This window comes from Mycobacterium sp. ML4, assembly GCF_054515735.1.
On record NZ_JBTNSY010000022.1, the window covers coordinates 20,228 to 36,969 of the forward strand.

Here is a 16,742-nt window from a genome sequence, read left to right on the forward strand (position 1 = left end):
TGGTGGTGGCTCGGTGCGGTGCTGTGCGACAACCTCGTCGCTCACGACTACGGCGCTAGCGTCAGCGGGGAGGCCGTCCCCGGTTTGCCGAACGCTTCGACTCGTTCACCGCAATCAGCGGCGGTCTACTTGCGCGACGACGTCTGGATGACCGAGTCCAACTTTCCCGTTCGCGACGTTTCGTGGACGCCACGTGGCGCTACCACTCGATTCCCGGCGGCACTCCGACCAAGTGCGGCCGCGCGCGCAACCTTCGCGTCGCGATCGCACCCGAATCCATCACGTGGACGCTGCAACTCAGTTGAGTTGAGCCATGTCGCGCTTCCCGCCAGTGCGGGCACGTCCCGGGCGCCCTTCACCAAGATCGCTCAGCTGTCGATGAACTCGGCGGACCCGAGCGCAGGGCGGGTTACACCTCGGCGTCGCAGCGCTTGGCCACCTCGCCGTCGGGCACCATGGTGATGACGACGTCCGCTGCTGCCACGGCCTCGTCGGCGCTGTTGAATACCGTCGCAGTGCTCGGCAGCCGCGGTCGCCGCAGCCGACGCCGGTCGAATCCACTCACAACATGCTGTGCGGCAATAAGATTTGTCGACATTGGCATGGCCGCCGACGAATCACAGGCCCCGGTGTGGTCGATCGGGACATTGCGGCGCAACGCCAGCGCCTTCTGATTCGACTCTCCCGCAACACATCACGCCATCGACAGCTTCAGCACCCCGGCGGCACTTGTGGCATACACGTTGCCCGCGGCGTCCACCGCCACGTCTACGGAGGGCAATTTGTCAGAGTTAGACGGGTCAGGCCCGTCGAGACCCGTGAATGGAAGTATGGTCGCGGTTTCTGATCCCGCCGGGAACCGCACCACCTGGTTGCTGGTTGCGGGAAACACATTGGCCGGGCCCGCGCCGTACGCGTTGCCGGCGGCATCGACGGCGACATAGTGGACCAACTGCGGACATCTCGCGCACAGCAGCGTTGTGGTCGTCGAGCCGGCGGGGAGCTTGGTTATGCCGCTGGCGCCGCCATAGGTGACGTACACGTTGCCCGCCCCGTCGACCGCGATGCTGACGGGTAATTGCGTGTGGCTGGCAGGAAAAGGCAGCTCGACTTGGGTATTCGATCCGGCCGTCAGCTTAAGAATTCGCCCATTGAGATTCGAGGCCACGTACACGTTGCCGGCTGTGTCCACAGCCACGCCGAAGGGTCCGGCGAGGCCGGTAAAGGGTAACTCGACGGGTGTGCTTGAACCTGCCGCCAACTTCAGCACCCGATTGTGCACGTACTCTGCGACGAAGACGTCACCGGCGGCGTCCACCGCCACGCCACCGGGGCCGCCGTCGAGGTCGGTAAATGGCAGCACCGTCGGAGCGCTCGATCCGACGGCCAACTTCAGCACCTGTTTGCGGCCGGTTGCGCCGGAGGTGGTGTAGACGTTGCCTGTGCCGTCCACGGCTAAGCGGAAGCCCTTGATCGGCAGGACGGTTTGCCGGTTCGCGGGTGTGGCTCGGCCCGCGCTTGGTTGCGACGCTGACTGCCGGTCGGGCTGTGTCGCAAAGTATCCGATGAGGCCGGCAGCGCAAATCGTGACGACAACGGCGCCGGCAGCCAACGCAATCTTTGCGCGCCGACTACGCCGTCGAGTCACCGTCGTGGTAGGCGGTGTGGGTTGCTCGGCGTGGACGGGGACGGTGGGTGCTATCTGCGTGGGCAGCTCGTCGGCCGGGTCTACGGGCGTCTGTGATTCGTCGTCGGCCGGGACAGGTTCGGCGTCGTCCACGACGGTGCTCTCGACGGTTGGCAGCGGACGCGGTTCGACTTCGGGCACCGACAGCGGCTGGGTCAACGCACTCTGCACCGCCGCCGCGAGCTCCAGCGCACTCTGGTAGCGGTCGTCGGGGCTCTTGGCCATGCCACGAGCGACCGCTTCGTCGAATCCCGCTGGCAGGTCGGGCCGTTGGGCGCTGGGCATGGGCGGATCGTGGTAGATGTGGGCGTGCATCAGTTGAGCGAGGGTGCCGCTGGGGAACGGCGGGCTACCGGTGAGGCATTCGTACAGAACGCACGTCAGCGCGTAAATGTCGGTGCGGGCGTCGGCGGTCCCGGTTTCGAATCGCTCGGGCGACATGTAGGCGATGGTGCCGATGACGGAGCCGGTGCGAGTCAGTTTCGTGGCGAACGCGTCATGGGCGATCCCGAAATCGATCAGATAGACGAATTCGCGCCTGGTCATCAACGCGTTGGACGGCTTGACATCGCGGTGCACAAGTCCGGCGATGTGAGCGGCGTCCAAGGCGTTCGCAAGCTGCTCGATCACCTTCACCGCCAGCCGCGGGCTCATCGGCCCATCGCGGCGCAGCAGGCTCGCCACATCCACGCCGTCGATCACCGGCATCACCAAATACAATTGTCCGTCGATCTCACCGGTGTCGTAGATGGGGACGACGTGTGGTTCGCTCAACCGGGCGGCGATATGTGCCTCACGGCGGAAGCGGTCGCGATAGCCCGGCTCGTTTGCCAGATCGGTTGGCAGGATTTTGATCGCAACATCGCGGTCGATCATTGTGTCGTGGGCCTTGAACACTTTGCCCATGCCGCCCTCGCCTATCAGCGACAACAGCCGATAGCGGCCGAACCGGGTTTCCTCCATGAGCCGCCTCCGGGTCATCAACAGCGTGGTGTCGATGCTAGCAACGCGGCTCGCCGCGGTGACGTGTCTTTTGCAGATGCCTTCGGGCGGTCACGCGCTGCCGGAGCCGTCAGAAACTAGCTGCCGCGCAGCATTTCGATCACCGCACTGAAGTCTTTGTCGCCATGGGAGGCGGCGAATTCTGCATAGATCTGCGCGGCGTGGCGGCCCAGCGGCGCGGCCGAACCGGTGAAGGCCACCGCGTCCATCGCCAGGCCCAGGTCCTTGTTCATCAACGCCGCCGCGAAACCGGGCTTGAAGTCGTTGTTGGCCGGTGACGTCGGAACCGGGCCCGGGACAGGGCAATTGGTGTGCACCGCCCAGCAGTTGCCGGTCGCCCCGGTGATCACGTCGAACAAAGACTGCGCCGACAAGCCGAGCCGCTCCGCCAGCACGAATGCCTCACCGATGGCAATCTGTTGTACCGCCAGCACCATGTTGTTGCACACCTTCGCGGCCTGGCCGGCGCCCGACCCTCCGCAGTGGATGATCTTGCCCGCCATCGGTTCCAGCGCCGGGCGAGCGCGCACCAGCGCGTCGGACTCGCCGCCGACCATGAACGCCAACGTCCCGGCGGTCGCACCCTTGACGCCGCCGGACACCGGCGCGTCCAGTTGCTGCATGCCGTGCGACAGGGCCAGCTCGTGTGCCTCGCGGGCGTCGTTGACCGAGATGGTGGAGCTGTCGATGAACAGGGCGCCTTTCGGGGCGGCCGGCAGCACTTCGGCGTAACAGCGTTTGACCACCTCGCCGCTGGGCAGCATGGTGATGACGACATCCGCCCAGGCCACCGCCTCGGCGGCGGTGCCGAACAGCGTCACCCCCCTGTCGGCTGCGGCGGTTGCGGCTGCAGACACCGGATCGTAGCCGCGGACGAGATGGCCGGCGCCGATCAGATTGGCCGCCATCGGTCCGCCCATGTTGCCCAGCCCCAGGAACGCGATCGCGAGACGTGTTGTCATGGTGCCCTTCTAGGCGCTGGCCCGAAAGCGCGTTGCCTCGGCTCGGCCGATGACCACCCGCATGATTTCGTTGGTCCCTTCCAGGATTCGATGCACCCGCAGGTCGCGGACGATCTTTTCCAGACCATACTCGCGCAGGTAGCCGTAGCCGCCGTGCAGTTGCAGGGCCTTGTCGGCCACCTCGAAGCAGGTGTCGGTGACGTATCGCTTGGCCATCGCGCACAATTCGACCTTGTCGGCGGCATCGTCGTCCAGCGCACTTGCCGCGCGCCACAACATCATTCGCGATGTCTCCAGCCCGGTGGCCATATCGGCCAGCGTGAACCGGACGGTGGGCTCGTCAAGCAGGGTAGAGCCGAATGCCTGACGCTCGCGCACGTAGGCTCCCGCCTTGTCGAAGGCGGCCTGCGCCCCGCCCAGTGAGCACGCGGCGATGTTGAGCCGGCCGCCGTTCAGTCCGTTCATCGCGATGCCGAAGCCGGCGCCCTCGCCGTCGGCACCGCCCAGCATGGCGTCCGCCGGTACCCGCACCCCGTCCAGGATCACCTGCGCGGTGGGTTGGGCATGCCAGCCCATCTTCTCTTCGAGTGCACCGAAACTGAGACCCGCAGTGCCCTTTTCGATGACAAAGGCGGAGATGCCGCGCGGACCCTCACTGCCTGTCCTTGCCATGACCACGTAGACGTCGGATGCCCCGGCACCGGAGATGAACTGCTTGACACCGTCCAGTACGTAATCCGGGCCCTGCTTGACGGCACGGGTGCTCAACGCGCTCGCGTCGGATCCCGCCCCCGGCTCGGTGAGGCAGTAGCTGGCGATGACGTCCATCGTCGCCAACCGCGGCACCCAGGCCTTGCGTTGCTCGTCGGTGCCGAAGCGGTCGATCATCCAGGCGCACATGTTGTGGATGGACAGGAACGCGGCCGTGACCGGGTCGGCGATGGCAAGTTGTTCGAAGATGCGCACGCCGTCGAGGCGGCGCAGTCCGCTGCCGCCGACGTCATCGCGGCAGTAGATCGCCGCCATCCCGAGCTCGGCGGCTTCGCGCAGTACGTCGGTGGGGAAGTGCTTGGTGGCATCCCATTCCAGGGCGTGCGGCGCCATCCGCTTTTCGGCAAAAGCTGCCGCCGTCGCGGTGATCACCCGTTCTTCGTCGTTGAGAGTGAACATGTCGCTAATTCATGGTGGGAATCACGAATTCGGCACCGTCTTTGATGCCGGAAGGCCAGCGCGAGGTGACGGTCTTGACCTTGGTGTAGAACTGGATCGCGGCCGGGCCGTGCTGGTTGAGGTCGCCGAAACCGGACCGCTTCCAGCCGCCGAACGTGTGGTAGGCCACCGGCACCGGGATGGGGACGTTGACGCCGACCATGCCCACCTGCACCCGCGAGACGAAGTCGCGCGCAGTGTCGCCGTCGCGGGTGAAAACCGCCACGCCGTTTCCGTATTCGTGTTCGGAAGGAAGCGCCACTGCTTCCTCGTAGGTCTTGGCCCTTACGATGCACAGCACCGGCCCGAAGATCTCGTCGGTGTAGATCGACATCTCCGGGGTGACGTGATCGAACAAGGTGGGGCCGATGAAGAAGCCGCCTTCGAGATTGGCGTCGCCAAAGGTGAGGTCGTCGCTGGCACGCTCGCGGCCGTCGATCACCAGTTCGGCGCCGGCGTCCACGCCCTGCGCGATGTAGTCGCGCACCCGGGTCAGCGCGGCCTCCGTCACCAATGGTCCGTAGTCGGCCTTGGGGTCCAGGCTGTGACCGACGCGCAGGGCGTTGATCCGCTCGATCAGCCTGGCGCGCAACCGGTCTGCGGTCTGTTCGCCGACCGGAACGGCGACGCTGATCGCCATGCAGCGCTCGCCGGCGCTGCCGTAACCGGCACCGATCAACGCGTCGACAGCCTGGTCGAGGTCGGCGTCGGGCATGACGATCATATGATTCTTGGCGCCGCCGAAGCACTGCGAACGCTTTCCGGTCGCCGCGGCGCCCGCGTAGATGTACTGCGCGATGTCGGAACTGCCGACGAAACCCACCGCCTGGATGTCGGGGTGCTGCAGGATCGCGTCGACGGCTTCCTTGTCGCCGTGCACGACCTGGAACACCCCGGGAGGAAGTCCCGCCTCGATGAAGAGCTCGGCCAGCCGCACCGGAACCGAAGGATCACGCTCACTTGGCTTGAGCACGAAAGCATTTCCGCATGCCAGGGCCGGGCCGGCCTTCCACAGCGGGATCATCGCCGGGAAGTTGAAGGGTGTGATGCCCGCGACGACGCCCAGCGGCTGGCGCAGCGAGTACACATCGATGCCGGGGCCCGCGCCCTCGGTGTAATCGCCCTTGAGCAAGTGCGGTATGCCGATGCAGAACTCGATCACCTCGATGCCGCGCTGTACATCGCCGCGCGCATCGGCCAGCGTCTTGCCGTGCTCGAGAGACAGCAACTGCGCCAGCTCGTCCATGTTCTTGTTGACCAGATCGACGAATCGCATCAACACCCGGGCGCGGCGCTGTGGATTCCAGGCGGCCCAGTCTTTTTGGGCCACCACCGCAGAGGCCACCGCGGCATCCAGGTCAGCCGCCGACGCCATGGGCACGGTCGCTTGCACCTCGCCGGTGCTCGGGTTGAGGACATCAGCGGTGCGGCCGGACTTGCCGGTGCTGCGCTGCCCATCGATGAAGTGCGGAATCTGCGTGGTCATGATTGTCCCAAAAGGTGTGCGGATGAATCGGCGATAGAATACTTGCATATCCTAGTAACCTCGGCGGTGGGCTGGCAAGCCGCCGTCGTGTGACCGCCGGGACATCGTTGCCAGAACGGGCACCGCCCGCGAAAGTGGTCAGTCCAAACGTGCCGTCGGCAGCGCGGACCGGTGTGCCGCGGACGCCCTTCGGGCGCGGCTCTCACAACTCAGGCGGGTCGTGACTTGTGCGTGTAACCCGCTCACCTATTGACTGGTCATGAGGGGATCCCCGCACGCGAGGAGGCATGTGTCGGCAGGCGATCAACCCGTCAGCCCGCGGCCGTTGCGCGCGGTGCCCGACGACGGTTACGCCAACTGGGAGGCGGTCTATCAGGACAACGCCACCTGGGTATACCGGACGCTGTTCGCCCGGGTCGGCAACCGGGCGGACGCCGAAGACCTCACCGCAGAAGTCTTCCTGGCCGCGTTGCGGCCGCTGCGGCTGACGGCCAGCGTCGGCGAAGTGCGAGCCTACCTGCGGGCCACCGCACGCACAGTACTGGCCGCGCACTGGCGCGAAACCCTGGGGCGCGAGATCACCACGATCGACGACATCGAAGCACCCCCGCAGAGCGAGGAGGCGATCAGCGACGCTCCCCAGCGCGTCGCGCGCGTGCTGGAAAAACTGCCGGAGAACTATCGTCGAATCCTTCAACTGAGGTTTCTCAAAGGCGATTCGATCAAGGAATCCGCGGCTGAGCTCGGGGTCAGTGTCGCCAACGCCAAGGTTCTGCAGCATCGGGCGCTGCGACTCGCCGCGCAGGTGAACGAGGGGAGCGAGTCATGAACCCGCGGGGCTTGCGCAGATACCTCGACGACCTTTTCCGGGGCAGACGCCCCCGGCCGTTCCGGCCCAATGACTTCGAGGCCGCCCAGATCCGGACCGCCATCGACTTACGGGCCGCAGCGCCCGGCGCCGGTGCCCCGAGGCAGGAATTCCTTGACGACCTCCATGCCCGGCTCGCGGAGCAGTTGGCCGGCACGCCTCCGGAGGTGGCGCCAGAGCAGAACACGACGCGCCGGCAGGTCATCGTCGGCACGTCGGCCGCCGCGGCTGCCGCGGTCGCTGCGGTCGCCGCCGATCGACTCGTGATCGGCGACCGGGGGGGCGAAGTTCCTGCCGTGGCCGGGCCGCTCACCCCCAACGACGGACGCTGGATGCGCGTCGCCGCGAGTGCGGACGTGCCCGACGGCGGGATGCGCCCGTTCGATCTGGGTGCGATCAACGGGTTCGTCCGGCGCGTGGACGGCAAACCGGAGGCGGTGTCGGGGGTCTGCACCCATCAAGGTTGCCGGCTGTGGTTCGACGCGTCGGGTGACCAGCTGCGCTGCCCATGTCATACGACATCGTTTTCACCCGCTGGGCAGGTGCTTGCCCACCAGTTGCCGATTGCTCCAAAGCCGTTGCCCACGTTGATGGTTCGCGAGGTCGACGGAGTGATCGAGGTATTTGCCCCGGCGCGTCCCAGCGAACCGGCCTGATGGTCAGCCCGACTGCGCCCGGGCGGACTTTCCCGCGCGATTGGCCAGTGGCCGCAGCCGGTGGTCAGCGGTGAAAACGAGGCGGACCAAACCCAGGGCGACAACGACGGTTGTGGTGGCGACTGAGCCGAGAATGAGGAACATCACCACTGCCTGCACCAGCACGGCCTGCACCGGCGGCACGCCGGCGAGGATGAGTCCGGTCATGGCGCCCGGCAGGAAGACGAGCCCGGTGGCTTTGGTGGTTTCGATCTGCGGAGACATTGCCGAGCGCAACGCGATCCGTAGGTACGGGCTCGCTGCCTGGCGCGACGTCTGTCCGAGGGCAAGTCTGGCTTCGACCTCGTCGCGCTTGTCGCGAAGTTCATCGACGAGGCGACGCGCCACCAGCACCATGGCGGTCATCGAATTGCCGATCATCATTCCGGCGACCGGCACCAGCGTGCGGGCCTGCAGCGGAAATACCCGCAACCCGAAGATCACCCCGAGGGTGACCAGCACAGCCGTGGCGAGTGCGGCGACGGCCAGCGGCCCGAGTTTGGGGACCTCCGGTGCACGCCGGCGGGCGACGTCCCCGGCGTAAACGACCATGCCTGCGGTCCAGGCGCATGACCACCACATGGATCGGCCCGGGGCGAACAGCAACGTCAAGGCGCCGCCGACGAGCAGCAGCTGGACGATCGCCCGGACCGCTGCCCACAGGACCTGACGCTCGAGGCCCAGCCGCTGCCACAGCGAGATCGCCGCGGCAAAGGCTACCAACGACAGCGAGGTCGCCAACCCGATCCAACCGACCTGGCCATTCACTGGGTACCGTCGCCGTTCTCCGCGTGGGCAATCGGACTTAGCCCCAGGCAGCGTCCCCGGTCGATCCGCAACATCCGGTCGGCGACCCGGTCCACCTGTGCCCGGTCGTGGGTCACCCACAGTGCAGGGATTCCGTCGACTTCCGCGAGTTCGCGCACCGCGCGCTCGATCACCCCGGCAGCCTCGGCGTCAACGGCGGAGGTGGGTTCGTCCAAGAGCAGCACCTGTGGTCTGGTGATGAGCGTGCGGGCCAGACACATGCGTTGTGCCTCACCACCGGAGAGCGCAGTCGCGTCGCGTTCCAGCCACGATCCGGTCAGGGCCACCCGGGACAGCGTCTCGCCCATCCGCGTCTCGGACGCATCCGGGTCGGCGACTCGCAGGTTCTCGGCCACGGTGCCGGGAAACGGCGTCGGACGCTGAAAGCACATGCCCACCCGGCGTCGTAGCGACAGCGGATCCAAATCTGCGATGTCGTTTCCGCAGAACAAGACTCGTCCACTGGTCGGCACCTCGATCCGATTGCACAAGCGCAGCAGGGTCGATTTGCCCGATCCCGAGGAGCCGAACAAAGCTGTCACGCCCTGCCCGGGGACCGCCGCGGCGAAGCCGTCCAGAGCCCGCACACCGCCACGGTCCACCACCACGTCGATGAACTCGAACATCGCGGTCTGAGCCAACAGTCCGCCTCCCCCGGGTACGGAATTGACGAACTAGGGGCAGGTGGCGTCCACCTCGAAGGTCTTGCTGACTTGCTGCCCCGCGTTGTCGACACCGGTCGCGGTGCCGGTGATCTGGTAGGTATTGCCGTTCTTGGTCGCCTTGGCGCTGTTGCCGGGGGCTCCCTCGGTGAAGCTGAGGACCACGCCGTCAACGGTGCCCAGGCCGGCGTTGCGGACTGCCGAGGCGTCTTGCTCCAGGCCGACGATCACGCCCGTCATCATGTCGCCGATGGCGATCGAGAACTTGCCCTGGTTCGTCTCGCAGACCACCGGGCCGCTGACATTCTGTGCCTGGCCGCCGATGATGACCTTCGTCGCGCCGGCGGCCGCGGGTGTGGACGCGGTCGGGCTGGCGGCAGCGGTCGATGACGTGGGTGCGCTCGACGATGTCGCCGAACTGGACGAGGTGCCGGACGATTTCTCATCCTTCGAGCATCCGGCCATGCCCACGACAAGGGTCGTCGCACCCAGGGCAATCAACAGCTCACGCTTCACCAGTGTCTCCTTCGATTGATCGGCACAGCCGCACAGGCTGACAAGCAGTATGTACGGCCGATCGTCGCGCCGCATAGGACGAGTGTCAGTTGATGTCGTCGCGCAGCCGTGCGGTGTATTCTCGGGCCGCTTCCCACGTGGGAAGCAGGCCCGAAGCCTGCACGTCGGCGAAGCTGGGCGCCGCGGCGTCGCGGTCGGACAAGCTGGGCTGCTTGCCGTCCACCAGTGGCCAGTCCACTGCGATGGCCGGGTCGGTCGCACGAATGGTGTGTTCGCGCTGCGGGTTGTATTCCGCCGAGCACAGATACACCACCGTCGAATTGTCTTGCAGCGCAAGGAAACCGTGAGCCAGGCCCTCGGAGATGTAGATGGTTCTGCGGTCTTGGTCGTCGAGCAACACCGAGGCCCATTCACCGAACGTCGGCGAGCCGACCCGGATATCGACGACCACGTCGAACACGGCGCCGCGCACACAGGTCACATACTTGGCCTGGCTCGGGGGTAGTTCGGCGAAGTGCAACCCACGCAACACGCCGGCCGAGGACACCGAACAGTTGGCTTGCCGGACGTCCAACCGGTGGCCGGTGAAGCCCCTGAACCCCGTGTCGGTGAGCCATTCGAAGAACATGCCGCGTGAGTCGCCGTGGATGGTAGGAGTGATCTCCCAGGCGCCTGCGATGCCCAGGTCGCGGACTTTCATTTCACTGACCACGCTTCTCATAGCGGGCTTCCGCTGCGTCCTTGACCGGCCGCCACCAGGATTCGTTGTCGCGATACCAGTCGATGGTGGATCGTAACCCTTCCTCGAAATCGGTGTGCTTTGGCGCCCAACCCAACTCGTTGCAGAGCAGTGAGGGATCGATGGCATAGCGCAGGTCGTGGCCGACGCGGTCGGTGACGTGATCGAAGTCGTCGGGATCGCGACCCATCAACGCCAGCAGCGTCCGCAACACCGTGAGGTTGTCCCGTTCGCCCTCCGAGCTGATCAGGTAGGTGCGCCCGGGTTCGCCCTTTTCCAGGATCCGGCGCACGGCGCTGTTGTGGTCCTCCACGTGGATCCAGTCGCGCACGTTGTGGCCGCTGCCGTACAGCTTGCAGCGGCGTCCGGTGAGCACGTTGGTGATCTGGCGCGGGATGAACTTCTCGATGTGCTGGAAGGGGCCGTAGTTGTTGGAGCAGTTGGACAATGTTGCGTGGACCCCGTAGGACCGCACCCAGGCCCGCACCAGCATGTCGCTGCCGGCCTTGGTGGCCGAGTACGGGCTCGACGGGTTGTAGGGCGTGGATTCGGTGAACCGCCGCGGGTCGTTGAGCTCCAGGTCGCCGTATACCTCGTCGGTCGAAATGTGGTGCAGCCGCACACCGTTTCGTCGTACTGCTTCCAAAATAGTGAACGTACCGATCACGTTGGTGTGCAGGAAGGGTTCCGGGTCGTCCAAAGCGTTGTCCACGTGGGATTCGGCAGCGAAATGTATGACGGCGTCGGACTCGGCCACCAGCGCCGAGACCAGTTCGGCGTCGCAGATGTCGCCCTCCACCAACCGGATGGAGTCGGCGACGTCGGCCAGCGATTCGCGACGTCCGGCATAGGTCAACGCGTCCAGCACCGTCACGGAGTCCTCCGGGTGCTCGCGCACGGTACTGTGCACGAAATTCGCCCCGATGAACCCCGCCCCCCCGGTGACCAGCAGCCGCATGGCTACAAACCCTATCCGGTGAGCCGCAGCGCTCCCGCCAGTTCGGCCAGTGCGGGCACCAGCTTTTCCGGCCGTGAGGAACCCAACACCTGAATCGCCACATGGTCGGCGCCGGCGTCCAGATGCTCGTTGAGACGGTGCGCGATCGCTTCCGGGGGGCCGTAGGCGACCAGGGCGTCGATGAGCCGGTCGCTCCCCGGCCTGCGCACGTCCTCGTCGGTGAATCCCAGCCGCAGCCAGTTGTTCACGTAATTCCTGAGGCCCAGATAGAAATCGATGAATTTGCGGCCGACGGCGCGCGCCTCGTCCGCGTCGGTGGTGAGCACGACCTTGTGCTCGGGTGCCAGGAACACCGTGTTCCCCACCAGCTGGCGAGCCGTACCGGTGTGCTCGGGGGTGGTCAGGTAGGGATGGGCACCCGCGCTGCGCTCGGCCGCCAGGCGCAGCACCCGGGGCCCGAGCGCGGCAAGCACCCGACGGCTGTTCGGAACCATCGCGTTGTCCAAATCGTCGAGGTAGGACACCAAGGCGTCGTAGGGCTTCTGATAGTGCTCGGTGTGCTCGGGGTGGCCCGCCCCGATACCCAGCAGGAACCGACCCGGATGCGCGTCCTCGATGTGGTGGTAGGACTTGGCGACCTCCTCGGCCCGCGCCGTCCAGATGTTCACGATCCCGGTTGCCACCTGCAGGGTCGTGGTCTGCTCCAGCGCGGGTTCGACCCAGCCCAGATCGGCGTCCGGCGACGCCCCTATCCACGCGGCGCCGTAGCCCAGCGACTCGATCTCGGCGGCCAACTCGGGGGCGAGTGTGCGGCTGCCCAGCCACACGCCGAACTTGCCCAGGTCGGGCTTGAGCGAAACGGATTCAGTCATCGCCGGTCTATACCCGTTTACAGCCCGAGCGCCCCGGCCAATTCGGCCAGCGCGGGGACCAGGTCCTGGCTGCGGGTGAGAACCTGCACCGGCACGTGGTCGGCGCCGGCGTCGAGGTGCTCGCGCAACCGTGCCGCAATGGCGTCGACGGTTCCATAGGCCACCACGGAGTCGACCAGGCGGTCGCTGCCGGGTTTGGCCAGATCCTCGTCTGTGAAGCCCAGCCGCTTCCAATTGTTCAGGTAGTTCGCCAGGTTGAGGTACATGCCGAGGGCCTTGCGTCCTACCGCGCGGGCCTGCTGCGCGTCTGTGGTCAGTACCACCTTGTGTTCGGGAGCCAGAAACGCCGAGGGCCCGATCAGTTCGCGCGCTCGGGCCGTGTGCTCTGGCGTCGTCAGATACGGGTGCGCACCGGCACCGCGCTCGGCGGACAGCTTCAGAATGCGCGGGCCCAGCGCAGCCACCACCCGGCGGTTGGCGGGCACGCCGTACTCATCGAGCTGGTCCAGATACTCGGTGAGGGCGTCTAACGGCTTGCGGTATTCGGTGACGACCTCGCGATGGCCGACGCCGATACCGAGCAGGAAACGCCCGGGGTAGGCCCGGTCGATCCGGTGGAACGATTCGGCGACGGGCTTGGCCGCCGCCGTCCAGATATTCACGATTCCGGTCGCCACCTGCAGCGTCGTCGTCGCTTCGAGGATCGGTTCCACCCAATCCAGTTCGGCGGGCGGGGAGCCGCCCACCCACACCGCCTCGTAACCCAGGGCTTCGATTTCCTTCGCTTGTCGTGGCGTGACGCCGCGACCGAACGATCCGAACCGGCCAAGATCGGGCTTGTTGTCAACAGGGGCGGTCATGGTTGCTGCAACCGGCGTGGCGACGTGGCCTATTCCTGTTCACGGCGGACCCGGGCGTTTTTGCGTGGAACGTGGGGCTGCGGGTATCGTGGACCAACGGTGCGGCGTCCGTGCCGACTCTTGGCGTGCCCTGTCTGAAATTTCTTCCGGGAATTTCCATTATCGGCCCACGTTTTGCAGTCCGGACGAATGCTGCTCCAAACCAGGTATGGACGAAAAGTAGAGGATCGCCGAAAAGTAATGGCAAAGAAGGACGGTGCCATCGAGGTCGAGGGTCGCGTGGTCGAACCCCTGCCCAATGCCATGTTTCGCATTGAGCTGGAAAACGGCCACAAGGTGCTCGCCCACATCAGCGGCAAGATGCGGCAGCACTATATCCGCATCCTGCCCGAGGACCGGGTGGTCGTGGAGTTGTCTCCCTACGACCTTTCCCGCGGCCGCATTGTGTACCGGTACAAGTAACGAAACACCCAAAGACCAGAGAACAGGACCGAGACTGCCGTGAAGGTGAACCCCAGCGTCAAGCCGATCTGTGACAAGTGCAGGGTGATCCGTCGGCATGGACGGGTCATGGTGATCTGCCAGGACCCGCGCCACAAGCAGAGACAGGGTTAGTCAAGGCTTGCGCTCGCACAACTGAATGCTGACCTCCCAGCACCACTGAGCGAACACGTCGCTCGGACACGCCCGGACGGAGGCCGGGCCCCGCTAGCCCCTCGAGGGAGACCCAATTCGGGTTGCGGGAACGGACTGGGAAAAGACCTCCGCTGAAAAAGAGGAAACGCCACCTATGGCTCGACTAGTAGGCGTCGATCTGCCGCGCGACAAGCGCATGGAGATCGCGCTGACCTACATCTTCGGCATCGGCCGCACCCGCTCGAACGAGATTCTTGCGGCCACTGGCATCGACAAGGACCTGCGCACCAAGGACCTGACGGATGACCAGCTGACCCATTTGCGTGACTACATCGAAGCGAACCTGAAGGTCGAGGGTGACCTGCGCCGTGAGGTGCAGGCCGACATTCGTCGCAAGATCGAGATCGGCTGCTACCAGGGCCTGCGACACCGTCGCGGCCTGCCCGTGCGCGGCCAGCGGACCAAAACCAATGCGCGGACCCGTAAAGGCCCCAAGCGCACCATCGCAGGCAAGAAGAAGGCCAGGTAGAACCCGATGCCACCAGCAAAAAAAGGGCAGGCCACATCCGCCAAGAAGGGCCAGAAGACCCGCCGCAGGGAGAAGAAGAACGTCCCGCACGGTGCCGCCCACATCAAGAGCACATTCAACAACACGATCGTGACGATCACCGACCCCCAGGGCAATGTCATCGCCTGGGCCTCGTCGGGTCACGTCGGGTTCAAGGGCTCCCGTAAGTCCACGCCGTTCGCCGCTCAGCTGGCCGCGGAGAACGCCGCGCGCAAGGCCCAGGAGCACGGCGTGCGCAAGGTCGACGTGTTCGTCAAGGGCCCGGGTTCGGGCCGCGAGACCGCGATCCGCTCGCTGCAGGCCGCCGGCCTGGAGGTCGGCGCGATCTCCGACGTCACTCCCCAGCCGCACAACGGCGTTCGTCCGCCCAAGCGTCGGCGCGTCTAGGACCAGGAGGACATACCTATGGCTCGTTACACCGGACCCGTTACTCGCAAGTCCCGCCGGCTGGGCACCGACCTCGTCGGTGGCGACCAGTCCTACGAGAAGCGCCCCTACCCGCCCGGCCAGCACGGCCGTGCCCGGGTAAAGGAAAGCGAATACCGTCAGCAGCTGCAGGAGAAGCAGAAGGCGCGCTTCACCTATGGCGTGATGGAGAAGCAGTTCCGCCGGTACTACGAAGAGGCCGTTCGTCACTCGGGCAAGACCGGTGAGGAACTGTTGCGGATCCTGGAGAGCCGACTGGACAACGTCGTGTACCGCGCCGGGCTGGCGCGTACCCGCCGGATGGCCCGGCAGCTCGTCAGTCACGGTCACTTCTCGGTCAACGGCGTACACGTCAACGTGCCCAGCTACCGGGTGTCGCAGTACGACATCATCGACGTCCGGGACAATTCGCTGAACACGGTGCCGTTCCAGATCGCGCGGGAGACCGCGGGTGACCGTCCGATACCGAGCTGGCTGCAGGTGGTGGGGGAGCGGCAGCGCATCCTGATCCACCAGCTGCCCGAGCGCAGCCAGATCGACGTCCCGCTCGCCGAGCAGCTGATCGTCGAGTTCTACTCGAAGTAAAGATGTCCCGTACCAGCCGGTGCGGGTACTGCGGCGATCGCAAGCGCGGCGAAGCCGGGCGCAGCGGGTCGCCGCGGGGCAACACAGCGGCATCAAATAGCGGGTGCCGAGAAGGAGAAGAAGAAACACCATGCTGATCTCTCAGCGGCCCACCCTGTCCGAGGACATCCTCACCGACAACCGGTCCCAGTTCGTCATCGAACCGCTGGAGCCCGGATTCGGTTACACCCTTGGCAATTCGCTGCGTCGTACGCTGCTGTCGTCGATCCCCGGCGCGGCCGTCACCAGCATTCGCATCGACGGTGTCCTGCACGAGTTCACCACCGTGCCCGGCGTCAAGGAAGATGTCACCGACATCATCCTGAACCTCAAGAGCCTGGTGGTGTCCTCCGAGGAGGACGAGCCGGTCACCATGTACCTGCGTAAGCAGGGCCCGGGTGAGGTCACCGCGGGCGACATCGTGCCGCCGGCCGGTGTCACCGTGCACAACCCGTCGATGCACATCGCGACCCTCAACGACAAGGGCAAGCTCGAGGTCGAACTCGTCGTCGAGCGCGGCCGCGGCTACGTGCCGGCGGTGCAGAACCGGGCCTCGGGTGCCGAAATCGGCCGCATTCCAGTCGATTCCATCTACTCGCCGGTGCTCAAGGTGACCTACAAGGTGGACGCCACCCGTGTCGAGCAGCGGACCGACTTCGACAAGCTGATCCTCGACGTGGAGACCAAGAGCTCGATCACCCCGCGCGACGCGCTCGCTTCAGCGGGTAAGACCCTGGTCGAATTGTTCGGGCTGGCACGCGAACTGAACGTCGAAGCCGAGGGCATCGAGATCGGGCCGTCGCCGGCCGAGGCCGACCACATCGCCTCGTTCGCGCTGCCCATAGATGACCTCGACCTGACAGTCCGCTCCTACAACTGCCTCAAGCGCGAGGGTGTGCACACCGTCGGCGAACTGGTCTCCCGCACCGAGTCCGACCTGCTCGACATCCGCAACTTCGGGCAGAAGTCGATCGACGAGGTGAAGGTCAAGCTGCACCAGCTGGGTCTGTCGCTCAAGGACAGCCCGCCCAGCTTCGACCCGTCCGAGGTCGCCGGATACGACGTCGCCACCGGTACCTGGTCCACCGAGGGTGCCTACGATGACACGGACTACGCCGAAACCGAACAGCTCTAACTGCTCTCGACATCTAGACAGGAGCGTCTG

General features: G+C 65.8%; 20 protein-coding genes. 8 read left to right on the top strand and 12 right to left on the bottom strand.

What is annotated here, in order from left to right:
- Nucleotides 1-409 precede the first annotated feature (409 nt).
- From ACX9NE_RS22390 to ACX9NE_RS22410, 5 genes are all read right to left on the bottom strand, one after another.
- Nucleotides 410-565 (bottom strand): hypothetical protein, encoded by a 156-nt coding sequence (locus ACX9NE_RS22390; RefSeq protein ID WP_459363332.1) that lies wholly within the window; start codon nt 563-565, stop codon nt 410-412.
- 129 nt (nt 566-694) lie between these two features.
- Complete coding sequence (locus tag ACX9NE_RS22395) at nt 695-2,650, bottom strand: serine/threonine-protein kinase (RefSeq protein WP_459363266.1); 1,956 nt, start codon at nt 2,648-2,650, stop codon at nt 695-697.
- Nucleotides 2,651-2,766: 116 nt separating this feature from the next.
- Nucleotides 2,767-3,651: a 3-hydroxyisobutyrate dehydrogenase gene (gene mmsB / locus ACX9NE_RS22400; protein WP_459363267.1), complete on the bottom strand. Its 885-nt coding sequence runs from the start codon at nt 3,649-3,651 to the stop codon at nt 2,767-2,769.
- A gap of 9 nt (nt 3,652-3,660) precedes the next feature.
- Entirely contained in the window at nt 3,661-4,821 is a 1,161-nt protein-coding gene (locus tag ACX9NE_RS22405) for an acyl-CoA dehydrogenase family protein (RefSeq protein WP_459363268.1), read from the bottom strand.
- A gap of 4 nt (nt 4,822-4,825) precedes the next feature.
- On the bottom strand, nt 4,826-6,346 hold the full coding sequence (locus ACX9NE_RS22410; RefSeq protein ID WP_459363269.1) for a CoA-acylating methylmalonate-semialdehyde dehydrogenase: 1,521 nt from the start codon (nt 6,344-6,346) through the stop codon (nt 4,826-4,828).
- A gap of 289 nt (nt 6,347-6,635) precedes the next feature.
- On the opposite strand from ACX9NE_RS22410, the gene ACX9NE_RS22415 reads away from it, so the two are divergent.
- Together ACX9NE_RS22415 and ACX9NE_RS22420 are read left to right on the top strand one after the other, a co-directional pair.
- Complete coding sequence (locus tag ACX9NE_RS22415) at nt 6,636-7,175, top strand: RNA polymerase sigma factor (protein ID WP_459363270.1); 540 nt, start codon at nt 6,636-6,638, stop codon at nt 7,173-7,175.
- The gene (locus ACX9NE_RS22420; protein ID WP_459363271.1) at nt 7,172-7,870 is read left to right on the top strand and encodes a Rieske (2Fe-2S) protein; all 699 of its coding nucleotides are present in this window, start codon (nt 7,172-7,174) and stop codon (nt 7,868-7,870) included. The genes ACX9NE_RS22415 and ACX9NE_RS22420 overlap by 4 nt, the downstream gene beginning before the upstream one ends.
- A 3-nt stretch (nt 7,871-7,873) precedes the next feature.
- On the opposite strand, the gene ACX9NE_RS22425 is transcribed toward ACX9NE_RS22420, so the two are convergent.
- From ACX9NE_RS22425 to ACX9NE_RS22455, 7 genes are all read right to left on the bottom strand, one after another.
- Nucleotides 7,874-8,677 (bottom strand): ABC transporter permease, encoded by an 804-nt coding sequence (locus tag ACX9NE_RS22425; RefSeq protein WP_459363272.1) that lies wholly within the window; start codon nt 8,675-8,677, stop codon nt 7,874-7,876.
- Nucleotides 8,674-9,342: an ABC transporter ATP-binding protein gene (locus tag ACX9NE_RS22430; RefSeq protein WP_459363333.1), complete on the bottom strand. Its 669-nt coding sequence runs from the start codon at nt 9,340-9,342 to the stop codon at nt 8,674-8,676. The genes ACX9NE_RS22425 and ACX9NE_RS22430 overlap by 4 nt, the downstream gene beginning before the upstream one ends.
- A 48-nt stretch (nt 9,343-9,390) precedes the next feature.
- Complete coding sequence (locus tag ACX9NE_RS22435; protein ID WP_459363273.1) at nt 9,391-9,894, bottom strand: lipoprotein LpqH; 504 nt, start codon at nt 9,892-9,894, stop codon at nt 9,391-9,393.
- Nucleotides 9,895-9,979: 85 nt separating this feature from the next.
- Nucleotides 9,980-10,594: a dTDP-4-dehydrorhamnose 3,5-epimerase gene (gene rfbC / locus ACX9NE_RS22440; protein ID WP_459363334.1), complete on the bottom strand. Its 615-nt coding sequence runs from the start codon at nt 10,592-10,594 to the stop codon at nt 9,980-9,982.
- Between the two features lies 1 nt (nt 10,595).
- The gene (gene rfbB, locus ACX9NE_RS22445) at nt 10,596-11,591 is read right to left on the bottom strand and encodes a dTDP-glucose 4,6-dehydratase (RefSeq protein ID WP_459363274.1); all 996 of its coding nucleotides are present in this window, start codon (nt 11,589-11,591) and stop codon (nt 10,596-10,598) included.
- Nucleotides 11,592-11,602: 11 nt separating this feature from the next.
- The gene (locus ACX9NE_RS22450) at nt 11,603-12,463 is read right to left on the bottom strand and encodes an LLM class F420-dependent oxidoreductase (protein WP_459363275.1); all 861 of its coding nucleotides are present in this window, start codon (nt 12,461-12,463) and stop codon (nt 11,603-11,605) included.
- Nucleotides 12,464-12,480: 17 nt separating this feature from the next.
- Nucleotides 12,481-13,323, bottom strand: a complete 843-nt coding sequence (locus ACX9NE_RS22455) for an LLM class F420-dependent oxidoreductase (RefSeq protein ID WP_459363276.1) — start codon at nt 13,321-13,323, stop codon at nt 12,481-12,483.
- 240 nt (nt 13,324-13,563) lie between these two features.
- On the opposite strand from ACX9NE_RS22455, the gene infA reads away from it, so the two are divergent.
- From infA to ACX9NE_RS22485, 6 genes are all read left to right on the top strand, one after another.
- Complete coding sequence (gene infA, locus ACX9NE_RS22460) at nt 13,564-13,785, top strand: translation initiation factor IF-1 (protein ID WP_003418601.1); 222 nt, start codon at nt 13,564-13,566, stop codon at nt 13,783-13,785.
- A 39-nt stretch (nt 13,786-13,824) separates the two neighbouring features.
- Nucleotides 13,825-13,938: a 50S ribosomal protein L36 gene (gene rpmJ, locus ACX9NE_RS22465; RefSeq protein ID WP_003886927.1), complete on the top strand. Its 114-nt coding sequence runs from the start codon at nt 13,825-13,827 to the stop codon at nt 13,936-13,938.
- 175 nt (nt 13,939-14,113) lie between these two features.
- A complete protein-coding gene (gene rpsM / locus ACX9NE_RS22470) occupies nt 14,114-14,488 on the top strand; it encodes a 30S ribosomal protein S13 (protein WP_036352829.1) in 375 nt (124 codons plus the stop codon).
- Between the two features lie 6 nt (nt 14,489-14,494).
- Nucleotides 14,495-14,914, top strand: coding sequence for a 30S ribosomal protein S11 (gene rpsK, locus ACX9NE_RS22475; protein ID WP_158015564.1), 420 nt, complete (start codon nt 14,495-14,497; stop codon nt 14,912-14,914).
- Nucleotides 14,915-14,932: 18 nt separating this feature from the next.
- The gene (gene rpsD / locus ACX9NE_RS22480) at nt 14,933-15,538 is read left to right on the top strand and encodes a 30S ribosomal protein S4 (protein ID WP_459363277.1); all 606 of its coding nucleotides are present in this window, start codon (nt 14,933-14,935) and stop codon (nt 15,536-15,538) included.
- A 130-nt stretch (nt 15,539-15,668) separates the two neighbouring features.
- Entirely contained in the window at nt 15,669-16,712 is a 1,044-nt protein-coding gene (locus tag ACX9NE_RS22485) for a DNA-directed RNA polymerase subunit alpha (RefSeq protein ID WP_459363278.1), read from the top strand.
- Nucleotides 16,713-16,742 lie beyond the last annotated feature (30 nt).

Excerpts from the sequence above, each read along its gene's own strand:
- rpsD (WP_459363277.1), top strand. The coding sequence starts at position 14,933 with ATGGCTCGTTACACCGGACCCGTTACTCGCAAGTCCCGCCGGCTGGGC.
- infA (WP_003418601.1), top strand. The coding sequence starts at position 13,564 with ATGGCAAAGAAGGACGGTGCCATCGAGGTCGAGGGTCGCGTGGTCGAA.
- ACX9NE_RS22455 (WP_459363276.1), bottom strand. The coding sequence starts at position 13,323 with ATGACCGCCCCTGTTGACAACAAGCCCGATCTTGGCCGGTTCGGATCG.
- rfbB (WP_459363274.1), bottom strand. The coding sequence starts at position 11,591 with ATGCGGCTGCTGGTCACCGGGGGGGCGGGGTTCATCGGGGCGAATTTC.
- ACX9NE_RS22420 (WP_459363271.1), top strand. The coding sequence starts at position 7,172 with ATGAACCCGCGGGGCTTGCGCAGATACCTCGACGACCTTTTCCGGGGC.
- rpsM (WP_036352829.1), top strand. The coding sequence starts at position 14,114 with ATGGCTCGACTAGTAGGCGTCGATCTGCCGCGCGACAAGCGCATGGAG.
- rfbC (WP_459363334.1), bottom strand. The coding sequence starts at position 10,594 with ATGAAAGTCCGCGACCTGGGCATCGCAGGCGCCTGGGAGATCACTCCT.
- ACX9NE_RS22405 (WP_459363268.1), bottom strand. The coding sequence starts at position 4,821 with ATGTTCACTCTCAACGACGAAGAACGGGTGATCACCGCGACGGCGGCA.
- ACX9NE_RS22395 (WP_459363266.1), bottom strand. The coding sequence starts at position 2,650 with ATGGAGGAAACCCGGTTCGGCCGCTATCGGCTGTTGTCGCTGATAGGC.
- ACX9NE_RS22450 (WP_459363275.1), bottom strand. The coding sequence starts at position 12,463 with ATGACTGAATCCGTTTCGCTCAAGCCCGACCTGGGCAAGTTCGGCGTG.
- mmsB (WP_459363267.1), bottom strand. The coding sequence starts at position 3,651 with ATGACAACACGTCTCGCGATCGCGTTCCTGGGGCTGGGCAACATGGGC.
- rpsK (WP_158015564.1), top strand. The coding sequence starts at position 14,495 with ATGCCACCAGCAAAAAAAGGGCAGGCCACATCCGCCAAGAAGGGCCAG.
- ACX9NE_RS22430 (WP_459363333.1), bottom strand. The coding sequence starts at position 9,342 with ATGTTCGAGTTCATCGACGTGGTGGTGGACCGTGGCGGTGTGCGGGCT.
- ACX9NE_RS22485 (WP_459363278.1), top strand. The coding sequence starts at position 15,669 with ATGCTGATCTCTCAGCGGCCCACCCTGTCCGAGGACATCCTCACCGAC.
- ACX9NE_RS22410 (WP_459363269.1), bottom strand. The coding sequence starts at position 6,346 with ATGACCACGCAGATTCCGCACTTCATCGATGGGCAGCGCAGCACCGGC.